The organism is Pseudomonas sp. USHLN015 (assembly GCF_037153275.1).
GTDB lineage: Bacteria > Pseudomonadota > Gammaproteobacteria > Pseudomonadales > Pseudomonadaceae > Metapseudomonas > Metapseudomonas tohonis.
In genome coordinates this window covers 275,455-296,731 of sequence record NZ_JBBCKP010000003.1, presented here as the reverse complement: position 1 = coordinate 296,731, position 21,277 = coordinate 275,455, and the positions used below count along the sequence as shown (strand labels likewise).

18 protein-coding genes are annotated in these 21,277 nt (G+C 68.8%); 3 read left to right on the top strand and 15 right to left on the bottom strand.

The features are described 5' to 3' along the window. Nucleotides 1-95 precede the first annotated feature (95 nt). From WFQ67_RS07580 to WFQ67_RS07545, 8 genes are all read right to left on the bottom strand, one after another. A complete protein-coding gene (locus WFQ67_RS07580) occupies nt 96-242 on the bottom strand; it encodes a DUF2474 domain-containing protein (protein WP_173173477.1) in 147 nt (48 codons plus the stop codon). A gap of 17 nt (nt 243-259) precedes the next feature. Beyond that, the gene (gene cydB / locus WFQ67_RS07575) at nt 260-1,267 is read right to left on the bottom strand and encodes a cytochrome d ubiquinol oxidase subunit II (RefSeq protein WP_173173479.1); all 1,008 of its coding nucleotides are present in this window, start codon (nt 1,265-1,267) and stop codon (nt 260-262) included. Nucleotides 1,268-1,269: 2 nt separating this feature from the next. Continuing rightward, the gene (locus WFQ67_RS07570; RefSeq protein ID WP_213628430.1) at nt 1,270-2,715 is read right to left on the bottom strand and encodes a cytochrome ubiquinol oxidase subunit I; all 1,446 of its coding nucleotides are present in this window, start codon (nt 2,713-2,715) and stop codon (nt 1,270-1,272) included. Nucleotides 2,716-3,092: 377 nt separating this feature from the next. After that, nucleotides 3,093-3,680, bottom strand: coding sequence for a nucleotidyltransferase family protein (locus WFQ67_RS07565; protein WP_337056523.1), 588 nt, complete (start codon nt 3,678-3,680; stop codon nt 3,093-3,095). A 129-nt stretch (nt 3,681-3,809) separates the two neighbouring features. Beyond that, complete coding sequence (locus WFQ67_RS07560; protein ID WP_285962522.1) at nt 3,810-4,781, bottom strand: XdhC family protein; 972 nt, start codon at nt 4,779-4,781, stop codon at nt 3,810-3,812. A 2-nt stretch (nt 4,782-4,783) separates the two neighbouring features. Then, nucleotides 4,784-6,007 carry a cytochrome c gene (locus WFQ67_RS07555; RefSeq protein ID WP_337056522.1) on the bottom strand — a complete coding sequence of 408 codons (1,224 nt, stop codon included), beginning with the start codon at nt 6,005-6,007 and terminating at the stop codon, nt 4,784-4,786. Between the two features lies 1 nt (nt 6,008). Continuing rightward, complete coding sequence (locus WFQ67_RS07550) at nt 6,009-6,548, bottom strand: (2Fe-2S)-binding protein (RefSeq protein WP_173173490.1); 540 nt, start codon at nt 6,546-6,548, stop codon at nt 6,009-6,011. After that, complete coding sequence (locus WFQ67_RS07545; RefSeq protein WP_337056521.1) at nt 6,541-9,372, bottom strand: xanthine dehydrogenase family protein molybdopterin-binding subunit; 2,832 nt, start codon at nt 9,370-9,372, stop codon at nt 6,541-6,543. Before WFQ67_RS07545 ends, WFQ67_RS07550 begins: the two co-directional genes overlap by 8 nt. A 280-nt stretch (nt 9,373-9,652) precedes the next feature. Here WFQ67_RS07545 and WFQ67_RS07540 point away from each other — a divergent pair, with 280 nt between their 5' ends. Beyond that, complete coding sequence (locus tag WFQ67_RS07540) at nt 9,653-10,870, top strand: MFS transporter (protein ID WP_337056520.1); 1,218 nt, start codon at nt 9,653-9,655, stop codon at nt 10,868-10,870. Here the strand turns inward: WFQ67_RS07540 and WFQ67_RS07535 are convergent, their stop codons facing one another. Genes WFQ67_RS07535 through WFQ67_RS07525 form a run of 3 tightly spaced genes read right to left on the bottom strand, consistent with a single transcriptional unit; the run spans nt 10,871 to nt 14,591 of the window. Next, nucleotides 10,871-13,078 carry a xanthine dehydrogenase family protein molybdopterin-binding subunit gene (locus tag WFQ67_RS07535; RefSeq protein ID WP_337056519.1) on the bottom strand — a complete coding sequence of 736 codons (2,208 nt, stop codon included), beginning with the start codon at nt 13,076-13,078 and terminating at the stop codon, nt 10,871-10,873. Next, nucleotides 13,075-14,064 carry an FAD binding domain-containing protein gene (locus WFQ67_RS07530; protein ID WP_213628423.1) on the bottom strand — a complete coding sequence of 330 codons (990 nt, stop codon included), beginning with the start codon at nt 14,062-14,064 and terminating at the stop codon, nt 13,075-13,077. Before WFQ67_RS07530 ends, WFQ67_RS07535 begins: the two co-directional genes overlap by 4 nt. Next, the gene (locus tag WFQ67_RS07525; protein ID WP_043244520.1) at nt 14,061-14,591 is read right to left on the bottom strand and encodes a (2Fe-2S)-binding protein; all 531 of its coding nucleotides are present in this window, start codon (nt 14,589-14,591) and stop codon (nt 14,061-14,063) included. Before WFQ67_RS07525 ends, WFQ67_RS07530 begins: the two co-directional genes overlap by 4 nt. 292 nt (nt 14,592-14,883) lie before the next feature. On the opposite strand from WFQ67_RS07525, the gene WFQ67_RS07520 reads away from it, so the two are divergent. Both WFQ67_RS07520 and trmA read left to right on the top strand, forming a co-directional pair. Continuing rightward, nucleotides 14,884-16,176, top strand: coding sequence for an NCS2 family permease (locus tag WFQ67_RS07520; RefSeq protein ID WP_213628422.1), 1,293 nt, complete (start codon nt 14,884-14,886; stop codon nt 16,174-16,176). Further along, nucleotides 16,176-17,270, top strand: a complete 1,095-nt coding sequence (gene trmA / locus WFQ67_RS07515; protein WP_337056518.1) for a tRNA (uridine(54)-C5)-methyltransferase TrmA — start codon at nt 16,176-16,178, stop codon at nt 17,268-17,270. Before WFQ67_RS07520 ends, trmA begins: the two co-directional genes overlap by 1 nt. Before the next feature lie 347 nt (nt 17,271-17,617). Here trmA and ilvA read toward each other — a convergent pair whose 3' ends face one another. The 4 genes from ilvA to WFQ67_RS07495 all read right to left on the bottom strand — a co-directional run bounded on the left by ilvA (nt 17,618) and on the right by WFQ67_RS07495 (nt 21,190). Beyond that, nucleotides 17,618-19,144, bottom strand: coding sequence for a threonine ammonia-lyase, biosynthetic (ilvA, locus tag WFQ67_RS07510; RefSeq protein ID WP_337056517.1), 1,527 nt, complete (start codon nt 19,142-19,144; stop codon nt 17,618-17,620). Beyond that, nucleotides 19,141-19,557 (bottom strand): YybH family protein, encoded by a 417-nt coding sequence (locus tag WFQ67_RS07505; protein WP_213628419.1) that lies wholly within the window; start codon nt 19,555-19,557, stop codon nt 19,141-19,143. The genes ilvA and WFQ67_RS07505 overlap by 4 nt, the downstream gene beginning before the upstream one ends. A 195-nt stretch (nt 19,558-19,752) precedes the next feature. After that, nucleotides 19,753-20,574, bottom strand: a complete 822-nt coding sequence (locus tag WFQ67_RS07500; RefSeq protein ID WP_043244530.1) for an HDOD domain-containing protein — start codon at nt 20,572-20,574, stop codon at nt 19,753-19,755. Between the two features lie 94 nt (nt 20,575-20,668). Continuing rightward, entirely contained in the window at nt 20,669-21,190 is a 522-nt protein-coding gene (locus WFQ67_RS07495) for a DUF4345 domain-containing protein (RefSeq protein WP_213628417.1), read from the bottom strand. Between the last annotated feature and the right edge of the window lie 87 nt (nt 21,191-21,277).

The window sequence follows — 21,277 nt, the reverse complement described above, 5'->3', positions numbered from 1 at the left end:
CATCGGAGCCGGGCCGGGCATCCTGCCCGTTGCAAAGAGCTTCGCGAGCAGAGCTCGCTCCTACGGGAACGAGCAGGAGTGGGTCCGAGCCCTGCTCAGGGCGTGCTCAGCCCCGCCGCATTCATGAACAGGCGCAGCAGGTAGGACACCACGCCCAGCGCCAGGACGCTGCCGGTCCAGATCGCCAGCAGCCAGCCCAGGCGCTGCCACAGGGGTTTCTTCTCGGGGTTGTCCACAGCCATGGTCGCTCTCCTGTCCACTAGTGGTAGCCCTGGTCCGGGGTGACCTTGCCGCGGAACACGTAGTAGCTCCAGGCGGTGTACACGAGGATGAAGGGGATGATGAACAGCGCCCCCACCAGCGCGAAGCCCTGGCTCTGCGGCGGCGCGGCGGCCTGCCAGATGCTCAGCGAGCCCGGCACGATGTTCGGCCAGAGGCTGATGCCCAGGCCGCTGTAGCCGAGGAAGATGAGGATCAGGGTGAGCACGAAGGGCTTGATGTTGTCGTAGTTCGCCACCGATCGCAGCAGGTAGAAGAAGGTCACCAGCACCAGCAGCGGCACCGGCAGGAACCAGAACAGGTTGGGCAGGCTGAACCAGCGCTGGGCGATCTCGCCGTGGGACAGGGGCGTCCAGATGCTGACGATGCCGATCACCGCCAGCAGCACCAGGGCCAGCGGCCGGGCCATGTCGTGCATCTGCTCCTGCAGGCGGCCTTCGGTCTTCATGATCAGCCAGGTGCAGCCGAGCAGCGCATAGGCCGCCACCAGCCCCAGGCCGCTGAAGATCGGGAACGGCGCCAGCCAGTCCAGCCCGCCGCCGGCGAACTGGCGGTTCTCCACCGGGATGCCCTCGATGAAGGCCCCCAGGGCCACGCCCTGGAAGAAGGTCGCCGCCAGGGAGCCGCCGATGAAGGCCTTGTCCCAGATGTGGCGCTTGTGCTCCTTGGCCTTGAAGCGGAACTCGAAGGCCACGCCGCGGAACACCAGGCCGATGAGCATGAAGATCAGCGGCAGGTAGAGCGCGCTGAGCACCACCGAGTAGGCCAGCGGGAAGGCCGCGAACAGGCCCGCCCCGCCCAGCACCAGCCAGGTCTCGTTACCGTCCCACACCGGCGCGACGGTGTTCATCATCACGTCGCGCTCGGAGTCGTCCTTGACGAAGGGGAAGAGGATGCCGATGCCCAGGTCGAAGCCGTCCATCACCACGTACATCATCACGCCGAAGACGATGATGATCGCCCAGATCAGAGAAAGGTCGATGCCCATGTTCAGTTCCTCGCGCCCAGGTCGTCACCCGAGTTGTCGTCGTCTTCCATATTCTCGTCGGCCGCCGAGATGGGCCGCGCCGGCGTACGTTTCTGGCCGGGACCACCGATGCCCTGCTCCTTGCCCTCGTCGGTCTTCGGTCCCTTGCGCACCAGGCGCAGCAGGTAGCTGAAACCGGCGCCGAACACGGCGAAATAGACCACCACGAACATGATCAGGGTGAGGCTCATCTGCGCGAAGCTGTGGTTCGACGAGGCGTCGGCGGTGCGCATCAGGCCGTACACGACCCAGGGCTGGCGGCCGATCTCGGTGGTGAACCAGCCGGCGAGGATCGCGATCAGCCCGGACGGGCCCATCCACAGGCACAGGTGGAGGAACGGCCGCGAGCTGAACAGCCCGCCGCGCCAGCGTAGCCACAGGCTCCAGACGCCGACCAGGATCATCAGCAGGCCCAGGGCGACCATGATGCGGAACGACCAGAAGACGATGGTGGAGTTGGGCCGGTCTTCCTTGGGGAACTCCTTCAGCGCCGGCACCTGCTTGTCCAGGCTGTGGGTGAGGATGAGGCTGCCCAGGTAGGGGATCTCCACCTTGAAGCGGGTTTCCTCGCGCTCCATGTCCGGCCAGCCGAAGAGGATCAGCGGGGTCGCCTCGCCGGGCGGGTTCTCCCAGTGACCCTCGATGGCGGCGATCTTCGCCGGCTGGTGTTCCAGGGTGTTGAGGCCGTGCATGTCGCCGATGAAGGCCTGTATCGGCGCCACCAGCAGGGCCATCCACATGGCCATGGAGAGCATCTGGCGGATCGCCGGGTTGTCCCGGCCGCGCAGCAGGTGCCAGGCCGCCGAGGAGCCGACGAAGAACGCCGTGGCGAGGAAGGCCGCGGTGGCCATGTGGGCCAGGCGATAGGGGAAGGACGGGTTGAAGATCACCGCGAACCAGTCGGTGGGAATCACCCGGCCATCGACGATCTCGAAGCCCTGGGGCGTCTGCATCCAGCTGTTGGAGGCCAGGATCCAGAAGGTGGAGATCAGCGTGCCGATGGCCACCATCACCGTGGAGAAGAAGTGCAGGCCCGGCCCGACGCGGTTCCAGCCGAACAGCATCACGCCGAGGAAGCCGGCTTCGAGGAAGAACGCGGTGAGCACCTCGTAGGTCAGCAGCGGCCCGGTGACCGAGCCGGCGAAGTCGGAGAACGCGCTCCAGTTGGTGCCGAACTGATAGGCCATCACCAGGCCGGACACCACGCCCATGCCGAAGTTGACGGCGAAAATCTTCGACCAGAAGTGATAGAGGTCGCGATAGACCTCCCGGTTGGTCTTCAGCCACAAGCCTTCCAGTACCGCCAGGTAACTCGCCAAGCCGATGGTGATGGCCGGAAAGATGATGTGGAAGGAAATGGTGAAGGCGAACTGGATTCGGGCGAGATCAAGAGCCTCCAATCCGAACATTACGACGTCCTCTAGCTGGTTCACGGGCACGGCCCTGGGCGGGTCACTCCGGCAATTGGAGCGCTGGCCCTGGGAATTCGTTCTTTTTATGTGAGGTTTCAGGGAGATGGCGGCTCGTTCAGCCGCAAGCGCAAGCCCAAGGGGCGGGCATTGACGCAGATCAATCAGCAGCTAAAGAGTAGCGCTTCGCTCGAGGGAAAATGCTGTGGTCGATTGCCACGCGGCAGGTTGCCGCAGCGAGTGGATAACCCTGGACAAACACGGAGCCGGACCGGAGCTCCGCTACAAGGTCACTGGACAGTCCTGAGCAGCCCGCCAACCCGCCTGGTGGATGGATGAAGCGTCATCCACCCGCCCCCATGGCAGCCGGTGCACGCCTACGGCCTTTCCACCTGTCCCGTATCAAGGGCCCGGGGCGTATCCACGTCCAGCACCACGCCGGGGTCGTCCACCTCCAGCGCCAACCAGGCCTCGCGATGGGCGGCGAGCACCGCACGGGCGCCCTCGTCGCCCTGGAGGCGTTCGAGCTCGGACCAGAAGGCACGGCCGAAGATCACCGGGTGGCCGCGCTGGCCCTCGTGCAGCGGGAACAGGATGCGCCGGGCGTCGGCCCGCGCCAGCAGCTCGCGCAGGGTGGCCTCGGCCAGCCAGGGCATGTCGCCCAGCAACACCGCCAGGGCATCGCCCGGGGCTGTGGATAACCCGCGCGCGCCGGCCGCCAGGCTATGGCCCATGCCCTGGTCGGCGTCCGCGCAGCGGATGATCGGGCAATCGCCGGGCAGGCCCAGTGCGGCCGGGTCATCCTCGGGGCGCAGCACCACGCGCACCTCGTCGAACACCGTTCGTGCCCGCGCCACGCTGGCCGCCAGCAGGGTGCGCCCGTCGGCCAGGCGCGCCTGGCGCTTGTCGCTGCCGAAGCGGGTGCCACGGCCGGCGGCGAGGATCAGGGCGATGACGTGGGGCATCGGGGGACCTCCTGTGGGGCGAATTCATTCGCCCGGGACCGCGCAGCGGTCCTCGTGCCAATTACCTGGGTGAAGCAATCCGTCGGGCTGCTGGGCGAATGAATTCGCCCCTACATCAGGAGCCGAAAACTAGACCCGCTCGCGCGGAATCGCATTGCGCACCCGCAGGATGTCGGCGAGCACCGCCAGGGCGATCTCCGCCGGGGTCTTGCTGCCCAGGTTCAGGCCGATGGGGGCGATGATGCGGGCCATGTCCGCTTCGCTCAGGCCGCCCACGCGGCGCAGGCGCTCCCGGCGCTTGGCGCTGGTGGCCATCGAGCCCATCACGCCGATGTAGAAGGCCTCGGTGCGCACCGCCTCGATCATCGCCAGGTCGTCGATGCGCGGGTCGTGGGTCAGCGCCACCACGGCGGTGTCGGCGTGGCAGCCGCCGTTGCGGATCACCTCGGAAGGCAGTTCGCGGCGCACCTCGACGCCCGGCAGCTCGACCCCCTCGAGCACCTCCTCGCGGGGGTCGCAGAGCACCACCTCGAAGCCCAGCGGCTGGGCGAACTCGGCGCACACCTGCGCCACCGAGGAATACCCGGCCAGCAACAGACGCTGGGCGGCGCCCACGCGCAGGCGGATCACCTGCTCGTCGCGCTCCACCCGGGCCCCCTGCTCGCGATCCTCCCGCAGGGAGCGGCTGCCGTCATCGATGCGGATCTCCCGCAGCAGACGGCGCTGCCCGGCCAGGGCGCTTTCCAGCTCGCGCAGGTGCGCCTGCACCTCGCAATCGGCCGGCAGGTTCTCCACCAGCACATCCAGGACCCCGCCGCAGGGCAGGCTGATCTTCGAACGCTCATCGCTACCGTCGCCGTAGCGCACCAGCGCCAGCGGCTCGGGGAAGGCGCCTGCGGCGACGCGCTCGAGGAAATCGTCCTCGACGCAACCGCCGGACAACGACCCCACCCACTGCCCCGCCTCGTTGGCGGCCAGCAGCGAACCCGGCGCGCGGGGCGCCGAGCCGTAGGTGGAAAGCACGGTACAGAGCCAGACACGCTGGCCGGCCCGGGACCATTCGAGGGCCTTGCGCACGACGATGAGGTCGAGGTGTTGCATGGTCAGTGAACCTTTTCGCTTCGCAGTTGGGAGACGCTCTCCATACCGATGTCCCCGGGCGATCCTCCCCAGGTCTGGCGCAGGTAGTTGAGCAGATCACGCATCCGCTCGTCATCAAGATCGTGCTGGAAGCCCGGCATCGGCTGCATGCGCTCGAAGCCGGTGAACTGCTGTTCGCGGATGCCGTCGTCGATCACCCGCAGGAGGTTGCGCGAATCCTCCTGGCGCAAGGTGGTGTTGCCGGCCATGGCCACCGCCACGTGGGGGATGCCCTGCCCTTGTGCGCCGTGGCAGCCGGCGCAGAGGTTCAGGTACTCCTGGCGACCGGCCTGGGCGCTGGCGGTCAGCTCGGCCAGCGGGCGGGTGACGACGGTTGCCGGGGCCGGCGGCTGGTCGCCCATGAGGAACACCGCCATGGCCTGGTGATCCACCTCCGGCAGGTATTGCAGGCTGTGGTGCAGCACCGGGTACATCTCGTTGAACACCGTGCCCTGGGCGCTGATGCCGTGCTTGAGGAAGGTCGCCAGGTCGTCGGTGGTCCAGCCGCGCGCGGCCAGCGCCTCGGCCTTCAGGCTCGGCGCCAGGTAGCCCAGCAGCACACCGCCTTCCATGCGCTGGTCCTGCTGCAGGGCACCGAGCGCGTTGCGCGGGGTGTGGCACTCGCCGCAGTGGCCGAGGGCTTCCACCAGGTACTGGCCGCGCTGCCATTCCTCGCTCTTGCCCTCCGCCGGCTGCATCTGCACGCGGTTCTTGTAGAGCATGTTCCAGAAGGCCAGGCCGAAGCGCAGGTTGAACGGGAAGGTCAGGCTGGTCTGCGGGCTCGCCTTGGGGATCGGCTCGCGGCTCATCAGGTAGGCGTAGAGGGCGTCGGAGTCCTCGCGGGTGATGAGGTGGTAGGAGGTGTAGGGCATCGCCGGGTACAGCTTGCTGCCGTCGGGCTTCTCGCCCTGGGTCAGCGCACGGTAGAGGTCATCGGCGGTGTAGTTGCCGATGCCGTGCTCCTTGTCCGGGCTGATGTTGGTGCCGTAGATGGTGCCGAAGGGCGACTCCAGCGGCAGGCCGCCGGCATAGGGGGCACTGCCCTCGATGCTGTGGCAGGCCACGCAGTCGGCGGCGCGGGAAATGTAGCGGCCGCGCTCGATCAGGGCCTTGTCGGCCGGTGCTTCGGGGGCGCCGGTGGCGGCCAGGGGCAGGAGCAGAGCGGCGGCGATCAGCAGTCGTTTCATCTCAACCTTCCTTCACCAGACCCAGTTCCTCGACCACATCGCGCGCGGCGCTGTAGTAGCGGACGTAACCGGTGCAGCGGCAGATGTGCTTGCCGAGGGCGTTGTCGATCTCGGTCTCCAGCTCGCTGCGTTTCACCGGCTGGCGCTGCAGCTTCTCCACCAGCACGGTGGCGGCATTGACGTAGCCCGGGGTGCAGTAGCTGCACTGGAAGGCGAACTGGTCGACGAACTTCTGCTGGATCGGATTGAGCTCGCTCACCTCGCCCTTGGCGTCACGCTTGGCGTGGCCTTCGATGGTGCGCACGTTCTTGCCGGCGAAGAAATGCGCACCGGTGATGCAGGTGCGGATCTCCTCGCTGGTGCCGTCGGGCTTGTCGAGGATGGCCACGCAGGCGTGGCATACGCCCTGGCCGCAGCCCAGGCGCGAGCCGGTGAGGTTCAGGTACTCGTGGAGGAAGTCGATCATCATCAGGTCGTCCGCCACCTCGATGGGGCCGACGGCCTGGCCGTTGATGTTCATGCTGAGCGCGCGGTTAGCCATGGAGGGCCTCCTTGATGCGGGCCGGAGTCAGGGGAAGGTCGCGCAGGCGCTTGCCGGTGGCATGGGCCACGGCGTTCACGATGGCGCCGACCACGGGGATCATCACCACTTCGGCGATGCCCTTGGCCGGGTCGCTGGGCGACAGCGGCGGCAGGATCTCCGCCGTCTGCGACCACACGGCGACGTCCTTCGCGCGGGGCAGCTGGTAGCGGTTGAAGTTCCAGGTGCCCTCGCCCGGCCCCCCTTCGTAGAGCGGCATCTCCTCCATGAGCGCATGGCCGATGCCCATGGCGATGCCGCCTTCCAGCTGGCCGAGCACCAGCTCGGGCACGATCACCCGGCCGCACTCCATCCAGGAATGGTGGTTGATCACCCGGGCCTCGCCACTGCCCTTGTTGACCTTGATCTCCACCAGGGTGGCCACCGGGCTGTAGTAGGTGACCATGGCGTTGTTGAGCTGGGTCTCCGGGTAGCTGACCGACACGCGGTCCAGCAGGTGGTAGCCGTTGCGGGTCATCAGGGCGCGCTTGCCGGCGTCGGCACCGGCGCCGTACTTCACCGCCACCGCGTCCAGCGGCAGGCTCTCGCGCACGCCGTTGATCTCGAACTCGGCCGAGGCCCACTTCCAGCGGTTGAAGCCGTGCACGCTGGCACCCGTGACCAGGCCCAGGTCGTGGGCCTTCCTGGCCAGCAGCTCGAAGGGGATCGGCGGCATGCCGCCGGCGCTCAGGGCGCCGTCCTTCCAGTGGGCATCCTCGCGGCGCACCACGTAGGGGTTGAGCGAGCCGTTGTACTCGCCGCGGCCCCAGATGCTCAGCGCCGCCGGCCACAGGCCGTGGTTGAAGAGGATGCGCGCGGCCTCGCGGGTGGCGTGGCCGGAGTAGTAGGCGGAGTTGGTGGCCGAGGACGGCGAGGCCAGCTTGCCCACCCAGCGCGGGTTCTTCAGCGCGGCGTCCTGGTCGGCCTGGCTGATGATGTAGGGGTTGCCGCTGGTGACCAGGCCCAGCTCGTTCCAGTCGGTCTCGCCGGTCTTGATCTCGTGGGCCGGCTGGCCCAGGTGGTCGGCGGCCAGCAGCGCCTGGGAGGTGGCCATGCCGGTGCCCATGTCGATGGCCACGTGGCGCAGCAGCACGCGACCGTCGGCGGTGATCTCCAGGCTCGCCAGGGGCGCCTCGGAGCCGGTGCCGAAGTCCTTCTGGCACATGGCGAAGCCGACGCCGTAGAGGTTGTCCGGGTCCTCGGCGTCGAAGCGCTGCTTGCGCTCCGCGCGGGTGCGCCAGATCTCGTGCTGGGCGGCCTTGTCGAGGATCTCGTCGAGGCGCAGCGCACCGGCGGGAATCGCGCCCTGGGTGTTCTTCATGCCGGTCTTGAAGACGTTCTTCTTGCGCAACTCGATGGCGTCCAGGCCCAGGCGGCCGGCCACCTCGTCCACCATCATCTCGGTGGCGGCCATGGTCTGCAGGGTGCCGTAGCCGCGCATGGAGCCGGCCTCGACGCCGCGCGAATGGTACGCGGTGGCGGCCAGGTCGCTCTGCGGCAGGTAGTAGATGGACTGCGCCGCCGTGGCGCCGACCGCCGCCACCGAGGAGCTGTAGTTGGCGCGGCCGCCGCCGTCGACGTCCATGTGCGCGCGGAAGATCTGGAAGCTGTGGTCCTGCTTGTTCACCGCCAGCTGGTAGTGCATGTCGAAGGGGTGGCGCTTGATGCCGCTCTGGAACTGCTCGTAGCGGTCGTTGGCCAGGCGCACCGGCACGCCTTCGCCGTACATCGCGGCGAGCGCGGCGTAGAAGACGAAGATGTTGTTGTCCTTGGAGCCGTAGCCCACGGTGTAGCCGGGGTGCAGGTTGAGCTTGGCCACCTTGAAGCGCGACGGCGCCAGCATGTGCGCGGTCTGCTCGGCCACCTCGAAGGGGCACTGGGTGGCGACCACGAAGTGCAGGGTGCCGCTCTCGGCGTCGTACCAGCCGTTGCCGTTGTCGGCCTCCAGGGCCGCCGGCTCGATGGACTGGGTGGTGAAGCGCTCGTCGAACACCAGCCAGTCCTCCGGCGGCGCCTTGAGCTGCTGCTCCATGCGCTCGGCGTAGTACAGGCCCTGCTGGGTCAGGTCGCCGTTGATCTTGGCCTGCTGGCTCCACACCGGTTTGCGCTGGCGGATGATGGGGAACAGCATGCTGTCCTTGAGGCTGGAGAACACGTCCGGCTCGAAGGGCGTCTCGCCGCCGACGCGCACGAAGCGGAAGCTGCCGTAGGGGTCGGCCTGGTACAGCTCGGCCTTGGCGCCGTAGCGCACCACCTTCTCGTTGAACTTGAGGATGTTCTTCGCCCGGCGGTAGCGGTCGAAGTCGGTCCAGATCAGCAGTGCCACCGGGTGGCCGATGAACATCGGCACCTGGCCTTCCGGCAGGAAGGGGTCGAGGTTGTGGCCTTCGGGGAAGCCGATGCCGTCACGGGCGAGGTCTGCCGCGGTGACCAGGCGATCGGGCTTGAGCTCGTCGCCGAGCATGGACAGGTCCAGGCCGGCGTAGAGGTGATCGGCGCGGGTCGCCTTGATCAGCAGCGCATGGCCCTGGCGCTGGGGCCAGCCGGGCATGTCCTGGGCGCGGATGTCACGGGCGAAGACCTTGGCCCCGCAGGCCTTGGAGACGCCGTCGATGCGCGCTCGCGCCTGGCCGCCCGGCGTGTACCAGGGCTGCGGCGAGGCGGTGACCCGGTCTTCGAACAATGCAGCAAAGGCCTTGCTGCCCAGCGGTGCCAGCGTGATGCCGATACCTGCGATGACGCTGCCCTGCAGGAAGGCGCGTCGGGATAACTCACGGTTGGACATACCCGTTCCTCGGAGCCTTGGCGGATGCCGACCCCTGTTTTCTGAGCGTAAAAACGGTTGTCGGCCACTCTCGGGAGTGGTCGATTCAAGCGTAGTCGAAAGGATTTTTTGACCTCGAAGTCAAATTCTAACCAAGGCGGTCTGGCAGAAAAAGAAAAATTTGCCCGGTCAGTCAGGAAACGAGTGCGTCGGGTCGACGACGAAATCGCGGAGGCCCCATTCACCCGCCCTCGGGCAAGGTGATAGGCTGCGCTTCCGATAGCTCCCTAAGCATTTTCCCATGCCCCAGGCCCAGCTCCTGCGTCACCACCGCCCGTTCCTCGCGTTCTGGCTCGCCCGGGTGTGCACGGCCAGCGGCTTCCAGATGCTCACCGTGGCCATCGGCTGGCACCTGTACGCCCTCACCGGCAGCGTGCTCGACCTGGGCTTGGTGGGCCTGGCGGAATTCCTCCCGCGCGTGCTGTTCATGCTGCATACCGGGCATGTCGCCGACCGTTACGACCGGCGTCGGGTCGCGGCGCTGTGCCAGACGGCCCAGGGCCTGATCGCCGCCGCCCTGGTGTTCGGCAGCGCCACCGACAACGTCAGCCGCGAGATGATCTTCCTCCTCGCCTTCGCCCTCGGCGCCGCGCGGGCCTTCGAGATGCCGGCGACCCAGGCGCTGCTGCCGAACATCGTCCCGGCACAGCTGTTCCCCCGCGCCGTGGCCGCCGCCGCGTCGGCGATGCAGGCGGCGACCATCGTCGCGCCAGCCCTGGGCGGCCTGCTTTATGCGCTTGGCAGCCTCTGGGTCTACGGCCCGGTGACGGTGCTCTACGGCATCGCCTGCTGCCTGATGCTGACCCTCGCCAGCCGCCAGCAGGTGCTGCGCAAGGAGCCCGCCTCCCTGGAGTCGCTGCTGGCCGGCATCCGCTTCATCCGCAGCCGCCCGGACATCCTCGGCGCCATCTCCCTGGACCTCTTCGCCGTGCTGCTGGGCGGCGCCACCGCCCTGCTGCCGGTGTTCGCCAAGGACATCCTGCTCACCGGCCCCTGGGGCCTCGGCCTGCTGCGCTCGGCGCCGGCGGTGGGTGCCCTGGCGATGTCGTTCTGGCTGGCGCGCTTCCCCATCGAGCGCAACGTGGGGCGGATCATGTTCACCTCCGTCGGCGTGTTCGGCGTGGCGACCATCGCCTTCGGCCTGTCCACCTCGTTCTGGTTCTCCCTCGCGGTGCTGGCGGTGCTCGGCGCGGCGGACATGATCAGCATGGTGATCCGCGGCGCCTTCGTGCAGCTGCACACCCCGGACGAAATGCGCGGCCGCGTCAGCGCGGTCAACGGCCTGTTCATCGGCGCCTCCAACCAGTTGGGCGAGTTCGAGTCCGGGGTCACCGCCGCCTGGTTCGGCACCGTGCCGGCGGTGGTGATGGGCGGCGTCGGCACGCTGCTCATCACCGGCCTGTGGATAAGGCTCTTCCCCACCCTGGCCAACCGCGACCGCCTGCACGGCGGCGACTGATCAGAGCAGCTTGTCGGGGGTGATCGGCAGGTCGCGGATGCGCTTGCCGGTGGCATGCCAGATGGCGTTGGCCACGGCCGCCGCGACCCCGACGATGCCGATCTCGCCGACGCCCTTGGAGCCCAGGGCGTTGACCACGCGGTCCTCCTCCTCGACGAAGATCACCTCGACCTCGCCGATGTCGGCGTGCACCGGGATGTGGTACTCGGCCAGGTTGTGGTTCATGTGCCGGCCCAGGCCGTGGTCGGTCTGGGTCTCCTCCTGCAGGGCCATGCCGATGCCCCACACCACGCCGCCGAGGATCTGGCTGCGCGCGGTCTTCGGGTTGACCACGCGCCCGGCGGCGATGGCGCTGACCACCCGGGCGACGCGCACCACGCCCAGTTCCTCGTCCACCCGCACCTCGACGAACACCGCCGAGTGGGTGGCGGAGGAATAGGCCTCGCGCTTCTCGTCGGGCTTGGCCTCCACCTGCGCCTCCAGCGCCGCGCTGCCGCTGGCGCGGACGATCTCGCCATAGCCCAGCGCCAGCTCCGGCGCGCCGATGACCCGCAACTGGCCGTCGACGAACTCCACCTGATCGCGCGCAAGCCCCGCGAAGGGCGAGTCCTCCATTGCCACGGCGGCCTTCAGCAATTCGTCCTGCAGCGCGATACAGGCCTGCTGCACCGCGCTGCCCACCGAGGAGACGGTGAAGGAGCCACCCTGCAGCGGGGCCTTGGGCAGGTGCGAGTCGCCCAGGCTGAAGGTCACCCGTGCCATGTCCAGAGCCAGGCTCGCGGCGGCGATCTGGGTCATCACCGTGTAGGTGCCGGTGCCGATGTCGGTGGTCGCGCTGCTCACGTGCAGGTGGCCGTCGCCGTCGATCAGCGCACGGGCGCTGGCCGGGTTCTGCATCGCCTCCCAGACGCCGGTGGCCAGGCCCCAGCCGATCAGCTCGCGGCCCTCGCGCATGCTGCGCGGCTGGTGGTCACGCGCCGCCCAGCCGAAGCGCTCGGCACCCTGGGCGTAGCACTCGCGCAGGGCCTTGCTGGAGAAGGGCTTGCCCTCGTTCTGGTTGCGCTCGGCGTAGTTGACGAGGCGCAGCTGCAACGGGTCGATGGCCACGGCGGCGGCCATCTCGTCCATCGCGCACTCCAGGGCGAAGACACCCAGGGTCGCGCCCGGGGCGCGCATGTCCAGCGGCGTGTAGACGTCCAGGGGCGCCAGGCGGTAGCCCAGCTCGACGTTGTCGCACTGGTAGAGCATCCCGGACCACTCCACCACGTGCTCGGTGAAGTCCTCGAAGCGCGAGGTCTGCGCCACCGCCTCGTGGCGCAGGGCGCGCAGCTCGCCGTTGGCGGCGGCGCCCAGGGCCAGGCGCTGCACGGTGCGCGGGCGGTAGCCGAAGCTGAACATCTGCTGCCGGGTCAGGGTCACCCGCACCGAGCGCCGTAGCTTGAGCGCCGCCATCACCGCCAGCACCAGTTGGTACTGCGGGCGCAGGCCGGAACCGAAGGCGCCGCCGACGAAGGGCGCCATCACCCGCACCCGGCCCGGCTCCAGGCCGAACACCCGCTCGATGTACTGCTGGCTGTTCTGCGTGCCCTGGGTCTTGTCATAGACCAGCAGCGCGCCGTCGGGCTGCATGACCACGGTGGCGGCATGGGGCTCCATGGGGTTGTGATGCTCGATGGGCGAGCTGTACTGCACCTCGATGCGCAGCGCCGCACCCGCCAGGGCTCCCGCGCAATCGCCGCGCGGCTCGGGCAGGGACGCCGGGGCCAGGTGGGCGTCGTCGAGGGCGGCCAGCAGGTCCGTCTGGTACGGCTCGGCCTGGTACTCGACCCGCACCAGCCTGGCGGCGTGGCGCGCCTGCTCCAGGGTTTCGGCCACCACCAGCGCCACCGGCTGGCTGTCATAGAGGATGCGGTCGTCGAACAGCGGACGGAACGGCGAACCGTCGGCGGCGTCGGCGTCCTCATAGGGCTCGTCGTAGCTGGCGATCGGCGGCCGGTTGGCGTGGGTCAGCACCAGTTGCACGCCGGGCGCCGCTTCCGCCGCACGGCTGTCGATGCCGAGGATGTGCCCGCGCGGGATGCCGGCGTTGACCACCCAGCCATGCAGCAGGCCCGGCGCGGCGAAATCAGCCGCGTAGCGGGCGCGGCCGGTGACCTTGTCGCGACCGTCCACCCGGTCGAGGGCCTTGCCCAGTGGCGACGCGCTCATACGTGGGGCCCTCCCCTGGCGGCGTCGGCCAGGGCGCGGATCACCGCGCGGCGGGCCAGTTCCACCTTGAAATTGTTGCGCCCCAGCCCCTCGGCCCCTTGCAGCAGCCGGTCGGCGGCGACGCGGAAGGCCGCCGGTGTGCAGGGGCGCCCCACCAGTGCCGCCTCGGCGTCCGGCAGGCGCCAGGGTTTGTGCGCCACGCCGCCCAGGGCGATGCGCGCTTCGGCGATGACGCCGTGATCCAGGCGCAGGGCCGCCGCCACCGAGACCAGGGCGAAGGCGTAGGAAGCGCGATCCCGGATCTTCAGGTAGGCGCTGCGGCGGGCGAAGGGCGACGGCGGCAGCTCGATCTCGGTGATCAGCTCGTCCGCCGCCAGGTGATTGTCGCGCTGCGGTTCGTCGCCGGGCAGGCGGTGGAAGTCGGCGAAGGCGATCACCCGGGTGCCGCCAGGGCCGGCGACGTGCACATTGGCCTCCAGCGCCGCCAGGGCCACGCACATGTCGGAAGGGTGGGTGGCCACGCAGTGTTCGCTGGCACCGAGTATCGCGTGGTTGCGGTTGAGCCCCGCCCGCGCCGGGCAGCCGCTGCCGGGCTCGCGCTTGTTGCAGGGCGTGGCCACGTCATAGAAGTACTGGCAGCGGGTACGCTGCAGCAGGTTGCCGCCGACCGTGGCCATGTTGCGCAACTGCGGCGAAGCGCCGGCCAGCAGCGCCTCGGCCAGCAACGGGAAATGGCTCTGCACGCGCGGGTGCCAGGCCAGGTCGGCGTTGCTCACCAGGGCGCCGATGCGCAGCCCGCCGTCCTCGCCGACCAGCACGCCGTGCAGCGGCAGCGCGGTGATGTCGATCAGCCGTTCGGGGCGCTCGACGTTCTCCTTCATCAGGTCCACCAGGTTGGTGCCCCCGGCGATGAAGCGCGCGCCGGGGCCGGCCAGCGCCAGGGCCTGGTCCAGCTCCTCGGGGCGTTCGTAGCTGAAGGGCGTCATGCGGCGTCCCCCTCGGCGGCGCCACGGCAGGCCGGCAGCGCCTCCTCGATGGCGTCGAGGATGTTGGCGTAGGCACCGCAGCGGCACAGGTTGCCGCTCATCTGCTCGCGGATGGCGTCGCGGTCGTGGGCGCGGTTCTCGCGGGCCAGGGCCACCGCCGAGCAAAGCTGCCCAGGCGTGCAGTAGCCGCACTGGAAGGCATCGTGGCGGATGAAGGCGGCCTGCATGGGGTGCAGCTCGCCGCCCCGCTCCAGGCCCTCCACCGTGGTGATTTCGGCGCCGTCCTGCATCACCGCCAGGGCCAGGCAGGCGTTGATACGCACGCCGTTGCGCAGCACCGTGCAGGCGCCGCACTGGCCGTGGTCGCAGCCCTTCTTGGTGCCCACCAGGTCGAGGCGCTCGCGCAGCAGGTCGAGCAGCGTCGTCCAGGGCTCCACCTGCAGCCGATGGGGTTCGCCGTTGATGACCAGTTGGATCGGGTGGCCGATGGCAGCGGGGCCTCGGCTTGGGCTGGATAGGGCACTCATGTCGACCTCGGGCTCGTCTCGTCCGGCCCCGAAGGGCGGTGCGCGGGTGTGGATACCCGCATCTTTGAGGTGGACTGGCCGGTCTTCCCGAGGTTCAGGGTTTCTGCCCCGGCGGGCGTGCCGACGAAACCGAAGCTGCCCGTCTGGTCATAAATTCACCGCCCCCGGGGGAGCTGGTATGATGCGCGCCTTTTTTGCCGGGCTGGCAGAAACGGCGCCCAACCGCAGGCGCTGTGCTTGACTGCTATCCAGTCCGGGCCAACACGACGCGCAGACGTCACGGGGAGCACACATGCTGGAAAAACTGTTCCAACTCAGAGCGCACGACACCAACGTACGCACCGAAGTCCTGGCGGGGATCACCACCTTCCTGACGATGGCCTACATCCTCTTCGTGAACCCCGACATCCTCGGCGAGACCGGCATGGACAAGGGCGCGGTGTTCGTCGCCACCTGCCTGGCGGCCGCCATCGGCTCGGCCATCATGGGCCTGATCGCCAACTACCCCATCGCCCTCGCCCCGGGCATGGGCCTGAACGCCTTCTTCACCTACACCGTGGTGCTGCACATGGGCCACACCTGGCAGGTGGCCCTGGGCGCGGTGTTCATCTCGGCGTGCATGTTCTTCGTGCTGTCGATCTTCCGCATCCGCGAATGGATCATCAACAGCATTCCCCTGGAGCTGCGCTCGGCCATCGCCGCCGGCATCGGCCTGTTCCTGGCGCTGATCGCCCTGCAGAAGGCCGGCATCGTCGCCGCCCACCCGGTGACCATGCTGACCCTGGGCGACCTGGCCAAGCCCGAGCCCGTGCTGGCGGTGCTCGGCTTCTTCCTGATCGTCGCCCTGGAGGCGCGCAAGGTGACCGGCGCCGTGCTGATCGGCATCCTCGCCGTCACCCTCGCCGGCATCGGCCTGGGCGTGTCGAAGTTCGGCGGCATCGTCTCCATGCCGCCGTCCCTGGCGCCCACCTTCTTGCAACTGGACATCAAGGGCGCGCTGGAGATCGGCCTGGTCAGCGTGATCTTCGCCTTCCTCTTCGTCGACCTGTTCGACAACTCCGGCACCCTCATCGCCGTGGCCAAGAAGGCCGGCCTGATGCGTGCCGACGGCCACATGCCGAAGATGGGCCGCGCGCTGATCGCCGACTCCACCGCGGCCATGGGCGGCTCGCTGCTGGGCACCTCCACCACCACCAGCTACATCGAGTCCGCCGCCGGCGTCAGCGCCGGTGGCCGCACCGGCCTCACCGCCATCGTGGTCGCCATCCTGTTCCTGCTGGCGCTGTTCCTCTCCCCGCTGGCCGGCAGCGTGCCCGCCTTCGCCACCGCACCGGCGCTGTTCTTCGTCGCCGTGCTGATGGCCTCGGGCCTGGCCGAGATCGACTGGAACGACCTGACCACCGCCGCCCCGGTGCTGATCACCGCCCTGGCGATGCCCTTCACCTACTCCATCGCCGACGGCATCGCCTTCGGCTTCATCGCCTGGGCCGCCATCAAGACCCTGGCCGGCCGCTACAGCGAGCTGAGCCCGGCGCTGGTGATCCTCGCCGTGCTGTTCGTGATCAAGATGGGGTTCTTCCACTGATGAGCCGCCCGCAGTTCGATCCCGCCGGCTACGCCGCCCAGCTCGCCGAGAAGACCGAGCGCCTCAAGGCCCTGCTGGCACCCTTCGACGCGCCGCAACCGGCGGTGTTCGACTCCCCCCGCAAGCACTACCGCCTGCGCGCCGAGTTCCGCCTGTGGCGCGAGACCGGTGGCGAGACCCGCCACTACGCGATGTTCGAGGCCGGCGACAAGTTCACCCCGGTGCTGATCGAGGACTTCCCCATCGCCAGCCGCCGCATCAACGAGCTGATGCCGCGCCTGAAGGCCGGCTGGCAGGCGAGCCAGGTGCTGTCGTTCAAGCTGTTCCAGGTGGAGTTCCTCACCACCCTGTCGGGCGATGCGCTGATCACCCTCTGCTACCACCGCCCCCTGGACGATGCCTGGAAGGCCGAGGCCGAGACGCTCGCCGCCGACCTGGGCGTGAGCCTGGTGGGCCGCTCCAAGGGCAAGCGCATCGTCATCGGCCGCGACTACGTGGAAGAGGAACTGACCGTCGCCGGCCGCGCCTTCCGCTACCGCCAGCCCGAAGGCGCCTTCACCCAGCCCAACGGCGAGGTGTGCCAGAAGATGCTGGCCTGGGCCTTCGAGGCCATGGGCGAGCGCCAGGACGACCTGCTGGAGCTGTACTGCGGCAACGGCAACTTCACCCTGCCCCTGGCCACCCGCGCCCGCCAGGTGCTGGCCACCGAGATCAGCAAGACCTCGGTCAACGCCGCCCTGGCCAACCTCGCCGACAACGGCGTGGACAACGTGACCCTGGTGCGCCTCTCCGCCGAGGAGCTGACCGAGGCCCTAAACGAAGTGCGGCCCTTCCGCCGCCTGGCCGGCATCGACCTCAAGGGCTACGCGTTCGGCACCGTGTTCGTCGACCCGCCCCGCGCCGGCATGGACCCGGACACCTGCGAGCTGACCCGCCGCTTCGAACGCATCCTCTACATCTCCTGCAACCCGGAGACCCTGGCCGCCAACATCGCCCAGCTGCACGACACCCACCGCATCGAGCGCTGCGCCCTGTTCGACCAGTTCCCCTACACCCACCACATGGAATCGGGTGTGCTGCTGGTGCGTCGCTGATTCCGGCCGGGGTCACCGCCTGGTGCCCCGATCGCGAATGAATTCGCTCCCACAAAAAACCTGCCGCCGCGCGGGCATGACCGCTGTGTAGGGTGGAGGTCGCTTTTTACCTCCACCAAGGCAGAGGTGAGGCTCGCTCGGAAACGAGCTGGACACCGAGCCGACCGGGGAAGAGCGGTGGGCTGAAGCCCACCCTACGGCCTGACTCCGGCCGGGGTGACCGCCTGGGGTCCCGATCGCGAATGAATTCGCTCCCACCAAGCCGGCGGCGCTGCGCGCCGCTTGGCGACTGAAGTCGCCCCTACAGGACGCCGCGCCAGGCCCCATACGCGCGGCCCCTCCACCCATCACCCCACGAACAACCGATACGCCGGGTTGTCGCTCTCGTCCCACCAGGGGTAGCCGATGGCGTCCAGCGCTGCGGGCAGCAGGTGCAGTTCGTGGTCGGGCACCTGCAGGCCGGCCACCACGCGGCCGTCGGCGGCGCCGTGGTTGCGGTAGTGGAACAGGCTGATGTTCCAGCGCCCGCCCAGCTTGTCGAGGAAGTTCAGCAACGCACCGGGGCGCTCGGGGAATTCGAAGCGCAGCAGGCGCTCGTGCAGGGCGCCGTCCGCGCGCCCGCCGACCATGTGGCGGATGTGCAGCTTGGCCAGCTCGTTGTCGGTCAGGTCCAGCACCGGGAAGCCCTGGTCGCGCAGGCCCTGCACCAGGGCCCCGCGCGGGTCGTTCTCCGGGTGGGTCTGCACGCCGACGAAGATGTGCGCCTCGGCGTCGCCGTGGTAGCGGTAGTTGAATTCGGTGATCTGCCGCCGCCCCAGCGCCTCGCAGAAGGTGCGGAAGCTGCCCGGCCGCTCGGGGATGGTCACCGCGATGATCGCCTCGCGCTGCTCGCCCAGCTCGGCGCGCTCGGCCACGTGGCGCAGGCGGTCGAAGTTGATGTTGGCGCCCGAGTCGATGGCCACCAGGGTGCGCCCCTCGCAGCGCTCGCGGGCCACGTACTTCTTGATCCCGGCCACGGCCAGCGCACCGGCCGGCTCGGTGATGGAGCGGGTGTCGTCGTAGATGTCCTTGATCGCCGCGCAGATTTCGTCGGCGCTGACGGTGAGCACCTCGTCCACGTACTGGCGGCAGACCTCGAAGTTGTGCGCGCCGATCTGCGCCACGGCCACGCCGTCGGCGAACAGCCCGACCTGCTCCAGCACCACGCGCTCGCCGGCGGCCATGGCGGCCTGCAGGCAGTTGGAGTCGTCCGGCTCGACGCCGATCACCTTCACCTCGGGGCGCAGGTACTTCACATAGGCGGCGATGCCGGCGATCAGCGAACCGCCGCCCACCGGCACGAAGACGGCGTCCAGGCGCCCGGGATGCTGGCGAAGGATCTCCATCGCCACCGTGCCCTGCCCGGCGATCACGTCCGGGTCGTCGAAGGGCGGCACGAAGGTCAGCCCGCGCGCCTCGGCCAGTTGCAGGGCATGGGCCAGGGCCTCGGGGAAGGCGTCACCGTGCAACACCGCGCGGCCACCCCGGGCGAGCACGCCCTGGACCTTGAGCTCGGGGGTGGTGCGCGGCATGACGATGGTCGCCTCGATCCCCAGGTGCCGCGCCGCCAGGGCCAGGCCCTGGGCGTGGTTGCCGGCGGAGGCGGCGATCACGCCCCGCGCACGCTGCTCGGCGCTGAGCTGGGACACGCGGTTGTAGGCACCCCGGATCTTGAAGGAGAACACCGGCTGCAGGTCCTCGCGCTTGAGCAGCACGGCGTTGCCGAGGCGTTGGGCCAGGCGCGGCGCCGGCTGCAGGGGCGTCTCGATGGCGACGTCGTAGACCGGCGCGCGGAGGATCTTCTGCACATAGCCTTTGAGCAGGGCGTCGGTCATGCCACGGCCTCCCCGGTGACGGCGTCGAGCAGGTCGGTGCCGTAGGAGTTGTCCACGGCGCAGCGCCAGCTGTCGTCGGCCTGGCGGCGGAACACGTAGGTGGCCTTGCGTTCGAGGAAGGACAGGAAGCCGTCGGCGGACCGCCACTGGATGCGTGCACGCCCCATGACCAGCGCGGTGTCGCCGGTCTCCACCACCTGCAGGTCGCGCTGGCTGACCCAGAGGCTGTGCTGGAAATGCGCGGCGATGGCATCGAAGGCGCGGCGGATGCCGTCACGGCCCTGGACATTGAGGCCCGGGCGTACGACGAGCACGGCATCGTCGGTGTAGAAATCCATCAGCGCATCGAAGCGCCCGGCATTGATCAGCTGGTCCGCCCGTTGCACGGCCTGGACGAGAGGGGATGGTTGCATGGCGTCTCCTGAGGTTCGCTTGGGGCCCAGGAGACAGAAAGAAGAAACCCGCCTCGAGGGCGGGTTTCTGTGTAGGTACTGGTCAACCCGCCAAGTATCGAATGGCGGTAATAATCTGTTGGCGCAGCATCTGGGTGGTCGATTTCATGGTTCTGGAAATTATTCCTGCCGCTGCGCCAAGTCAAGCGGCGGTTTTCAGGTGAGCAGTTCGGCGAAGGCCTTGTCCGCCTCCAGCACGGCCGGCAGCGCGGCGAACAGCGCGTCCAGGTCCACGCCTTCCACCAGCGGGCCCTCCAGGGATTGCCGCGCCTCCTCGGTGGCACCGCCATGGGCCTGCAACGCTTCGCTGACCAGCACCGCCTGGGCCAGGATGCGCGGCAGCAACGCATCGGCCGGCGCCTGCATCGGTCGCGCCTGGTAGGCGATGGCCTGCTGGATCACCGCCGGCAGCTGCCAGCGACGCGCCAGCTCCGCGCCCACTTCCGGGTAGCCGAACCCCAGTTGCAGCGTCTCGCTGGCGGCACGCCCGGTGGCGCCGCCCTTGCCGCTGTTGAGCTTCTCGGCGAACTCCGGGGCACCGGTCTGGATCAGCAGCTCGCCGATGTCGTGCATCATCCCGCAGGTGAACGCCGTGTCCGCGTCCACGCCCTTCTGCTTGGCCAGCAGGCGGCTGATGCTCGCCACCTGGAAGCTGTGCAGCCAGAAGCCCTTCAGGTCGTAGTTGGGCGAGGCCTTGAAGGCGCCGGTCACGGCCGAGGCCATCACCAGGGTGCGCAGGGTGTTGAAGCCCAGGCGCATGGCCGCATCCTCGATGCTGGTGGACTCCCGCGCCCCGCGAAAACGCGCGGAGTTGGCCAGGCGCAGCACCTTGGCGGCGATCACCGGGTCAAGGGCGATATTGCGCGCCACGCCATCCAGGCTGGAGGTCGGGCTGTCGAATTGCTGGATCAGGTCCTGCGCCACCTTGGGAATGCTGGGCAAGGTGTGCAGGTTGGAAAATAGGGCGTCTATATCCATGGGACCACCTCCTTCATCGGCTTGAAAACCCAAGGATAGGCAAGTTTCCCAAGCCTGCCCGGTAGACTGTCGCCGCGCAGGCGAAGGCTCTGTTTCAGGGCCTTTCAGGCGGCAGCGGTGCAGGCTCGTCGATGCGTTCCACCAGGCCTTCACGCACGCCGCCCCGGCGCAGCGGCTCGTTGACCTCGTCGTCCAGGTCGCCGATCAGCGCGGTGTCCGGCTCCGGTTCCCGGTAGCGCGCCAGCTGCACCAGGGCCACGCCGGCCAGCAGCGCGGTGGCCACCTTGTAGGCCAGGGAGCTGATATCGAAGTTCTGCAGGGTGCCGTCGTCCAGCCACAGCGAACCGATGCGCGCCAGGGCCAGGGCCGACTGCACCAGCAGCAGCATCATCAGCGCCGCCCGCATCAGCTCGCGCCCGCGCAGGGCCCACAGCAGGAACAGCGCCAGGCCGACCTGCAGGCCGCCGTAGTAGACGCGCACGTTGCTCACCGAGGCGGTCTCCATCAGCAGCATGCCGCTGAGATTGGCCATCTCGTAGGGGCGGAACCAGTAGGCCAGGCCGAAACCCGCGAACACCAGGATCTGGACCACCAGAATCAGCCGGGCAAGTAGCATCGCCTTTCTCCTCCGATCGGCAGCGATCTGCAAAAGACCCGTCGCGGATCGTTTCGTTCGCCCAACCCATCGCAAGGTCGGGGCACC

What these genes read in the sequence shown, in the direction of transcription:
- WFQ67_RS07580 (WP_173173477.1), bottom strand. Translation starts at nt 242, where the DNA reads ATGGCTGTGGACAACCCCGAGAAGAAACCCCTGTGGCAGCGCCTGGGC.
- cydB (WP_173173479.1), bottom strand. Translation starts at nt 1,267, where the DNA reads ATGGGCATCGACCTTTCTCTGATCTGGGCGATCATCATCGTCTTCGGC.
- WFQ67_RS07570 (WP_213628430.1), bottom strand. Translation starts at nt 2,715, where the DNA reads ATGTTCGGATTGGAGGCTCTTGATCTCGCCCGAATCCAGTTCGCCTTC.
- WFQ67_RS07565 (WP_337056523.1), bottom strand. Translation starts at nt 3,680, where the DNA reads ATGCCCCACGTCATCGCCCTGATCCTCGCCGCCGGCCGTGGCACCCGC.
- WFQ67_RS07560 (WP_285962522.1), bottom strand. Translation starts at nt 4,781, where the DNA reads ATGCAACACCTCGACCTCATCGTCGTGCGCAAGGCCCTCGAATGGTCC.
- WFQ67_RS07555 (WP_337056522.1), bottom strand. Translation starts at nt 6,007, where the DNA reads ATGAAACGACTGCTGATCGCCGCCGCTCTGCTCCTGCCCCTGGCCGCC.
- WFQ67_RS07550 (WP_173173490.1), bottom strand. Translation starts at nt 6,548, where the DNA reads ATGGCTAACCGCGCGCTCAGCATGAACATCAACGGCCAGGCCGTCGGC.
- WFQ67_RS07545 (WP_337056521.1), bottom strand. Translation starts at nt 9,372, where the DNA reads ATGTCCAACCGTGAGTTATCCCGACGCGCCTTCCTGCAGGGCAGCGTC.
- WFQ67_RS07540 (WP_337056520.1), top strand. Translation starts at nt 9,653, where the DNA reads ATGCCCCAGGCCCAGCTCCTGCGTCACCACCGCCCGTTCCTCGCGTTC.
- WFQ67_RS07535 (WP_337056519.1), bottom strand. Translation starts at nt 13,078, where the DNA reads ATGAGCGCGTCGCCACTGGGCAAGGCCCTCGACCGGGTGGACGGTCGC.
- WFQ67_RS07530 (WP_213628423.1), bottom strand. Translation starts at nt 14,064, where the DNA reads ATGACGCCCTTCAGCTACGAACGCCCCGAGGAGCTGGACCAGGCCCTG.
- WFQ67_RS07525 (WP_043244520.1), bottom strand. Translation starts at nt 14,591, where the DNA reads ATGAGTGCCCTATCCAGCCCAAGCCGAGGCCCCGCTGCCATCGGCCAC.
- WFQ67_RS07520 (WP_213628422.1), top strand. Translation starts at nt 14,884, where the DNA reads ATGCTGGAAAAACTGTTCCAACTCAGAGCGCACGACACCAACGTACGC.
- trmA (WP_337056518.1), top strand. Translation starts at nt 16,176, where the DNA reads ATGAGCCGCCCGCAGTTCGATCCCGCCGGCTACGCCGCCCAGCTCGCC.
- ilvA (WP_337056517.1), bottom strand. Translation starts at nt 19,144, where the DNA reads ATGACCGACGCCCTGCTCAAAGGCTATGTGCAGAAGATCCTCCGCGCG.
- WFQ67_RS07505 (WP_213628419.1), bottom strand. Translation starts at nt 19,557, where the DNA reads ATGCAACCATCCCCTCTCGTCCAGGCCGTGCAACGGGCGGACCAGCTG.
- WFQ67_RS07500 (WP_043244530.1), bottom strand. Translation starts at nt 20,574, where the DNA reads ATGGATATAGACGCCCTATTTTCCAACCTGCACACCTTGCCCAGCATT.
- WFQ67_RS07495 (WP_213628417.1), bottom strand. Translation starts at nt 21,190, where the DNA reads ATGCTACTTGCCCGGCTGATTCTGGTGGTCCAGATCCTGGTGTTCGCG.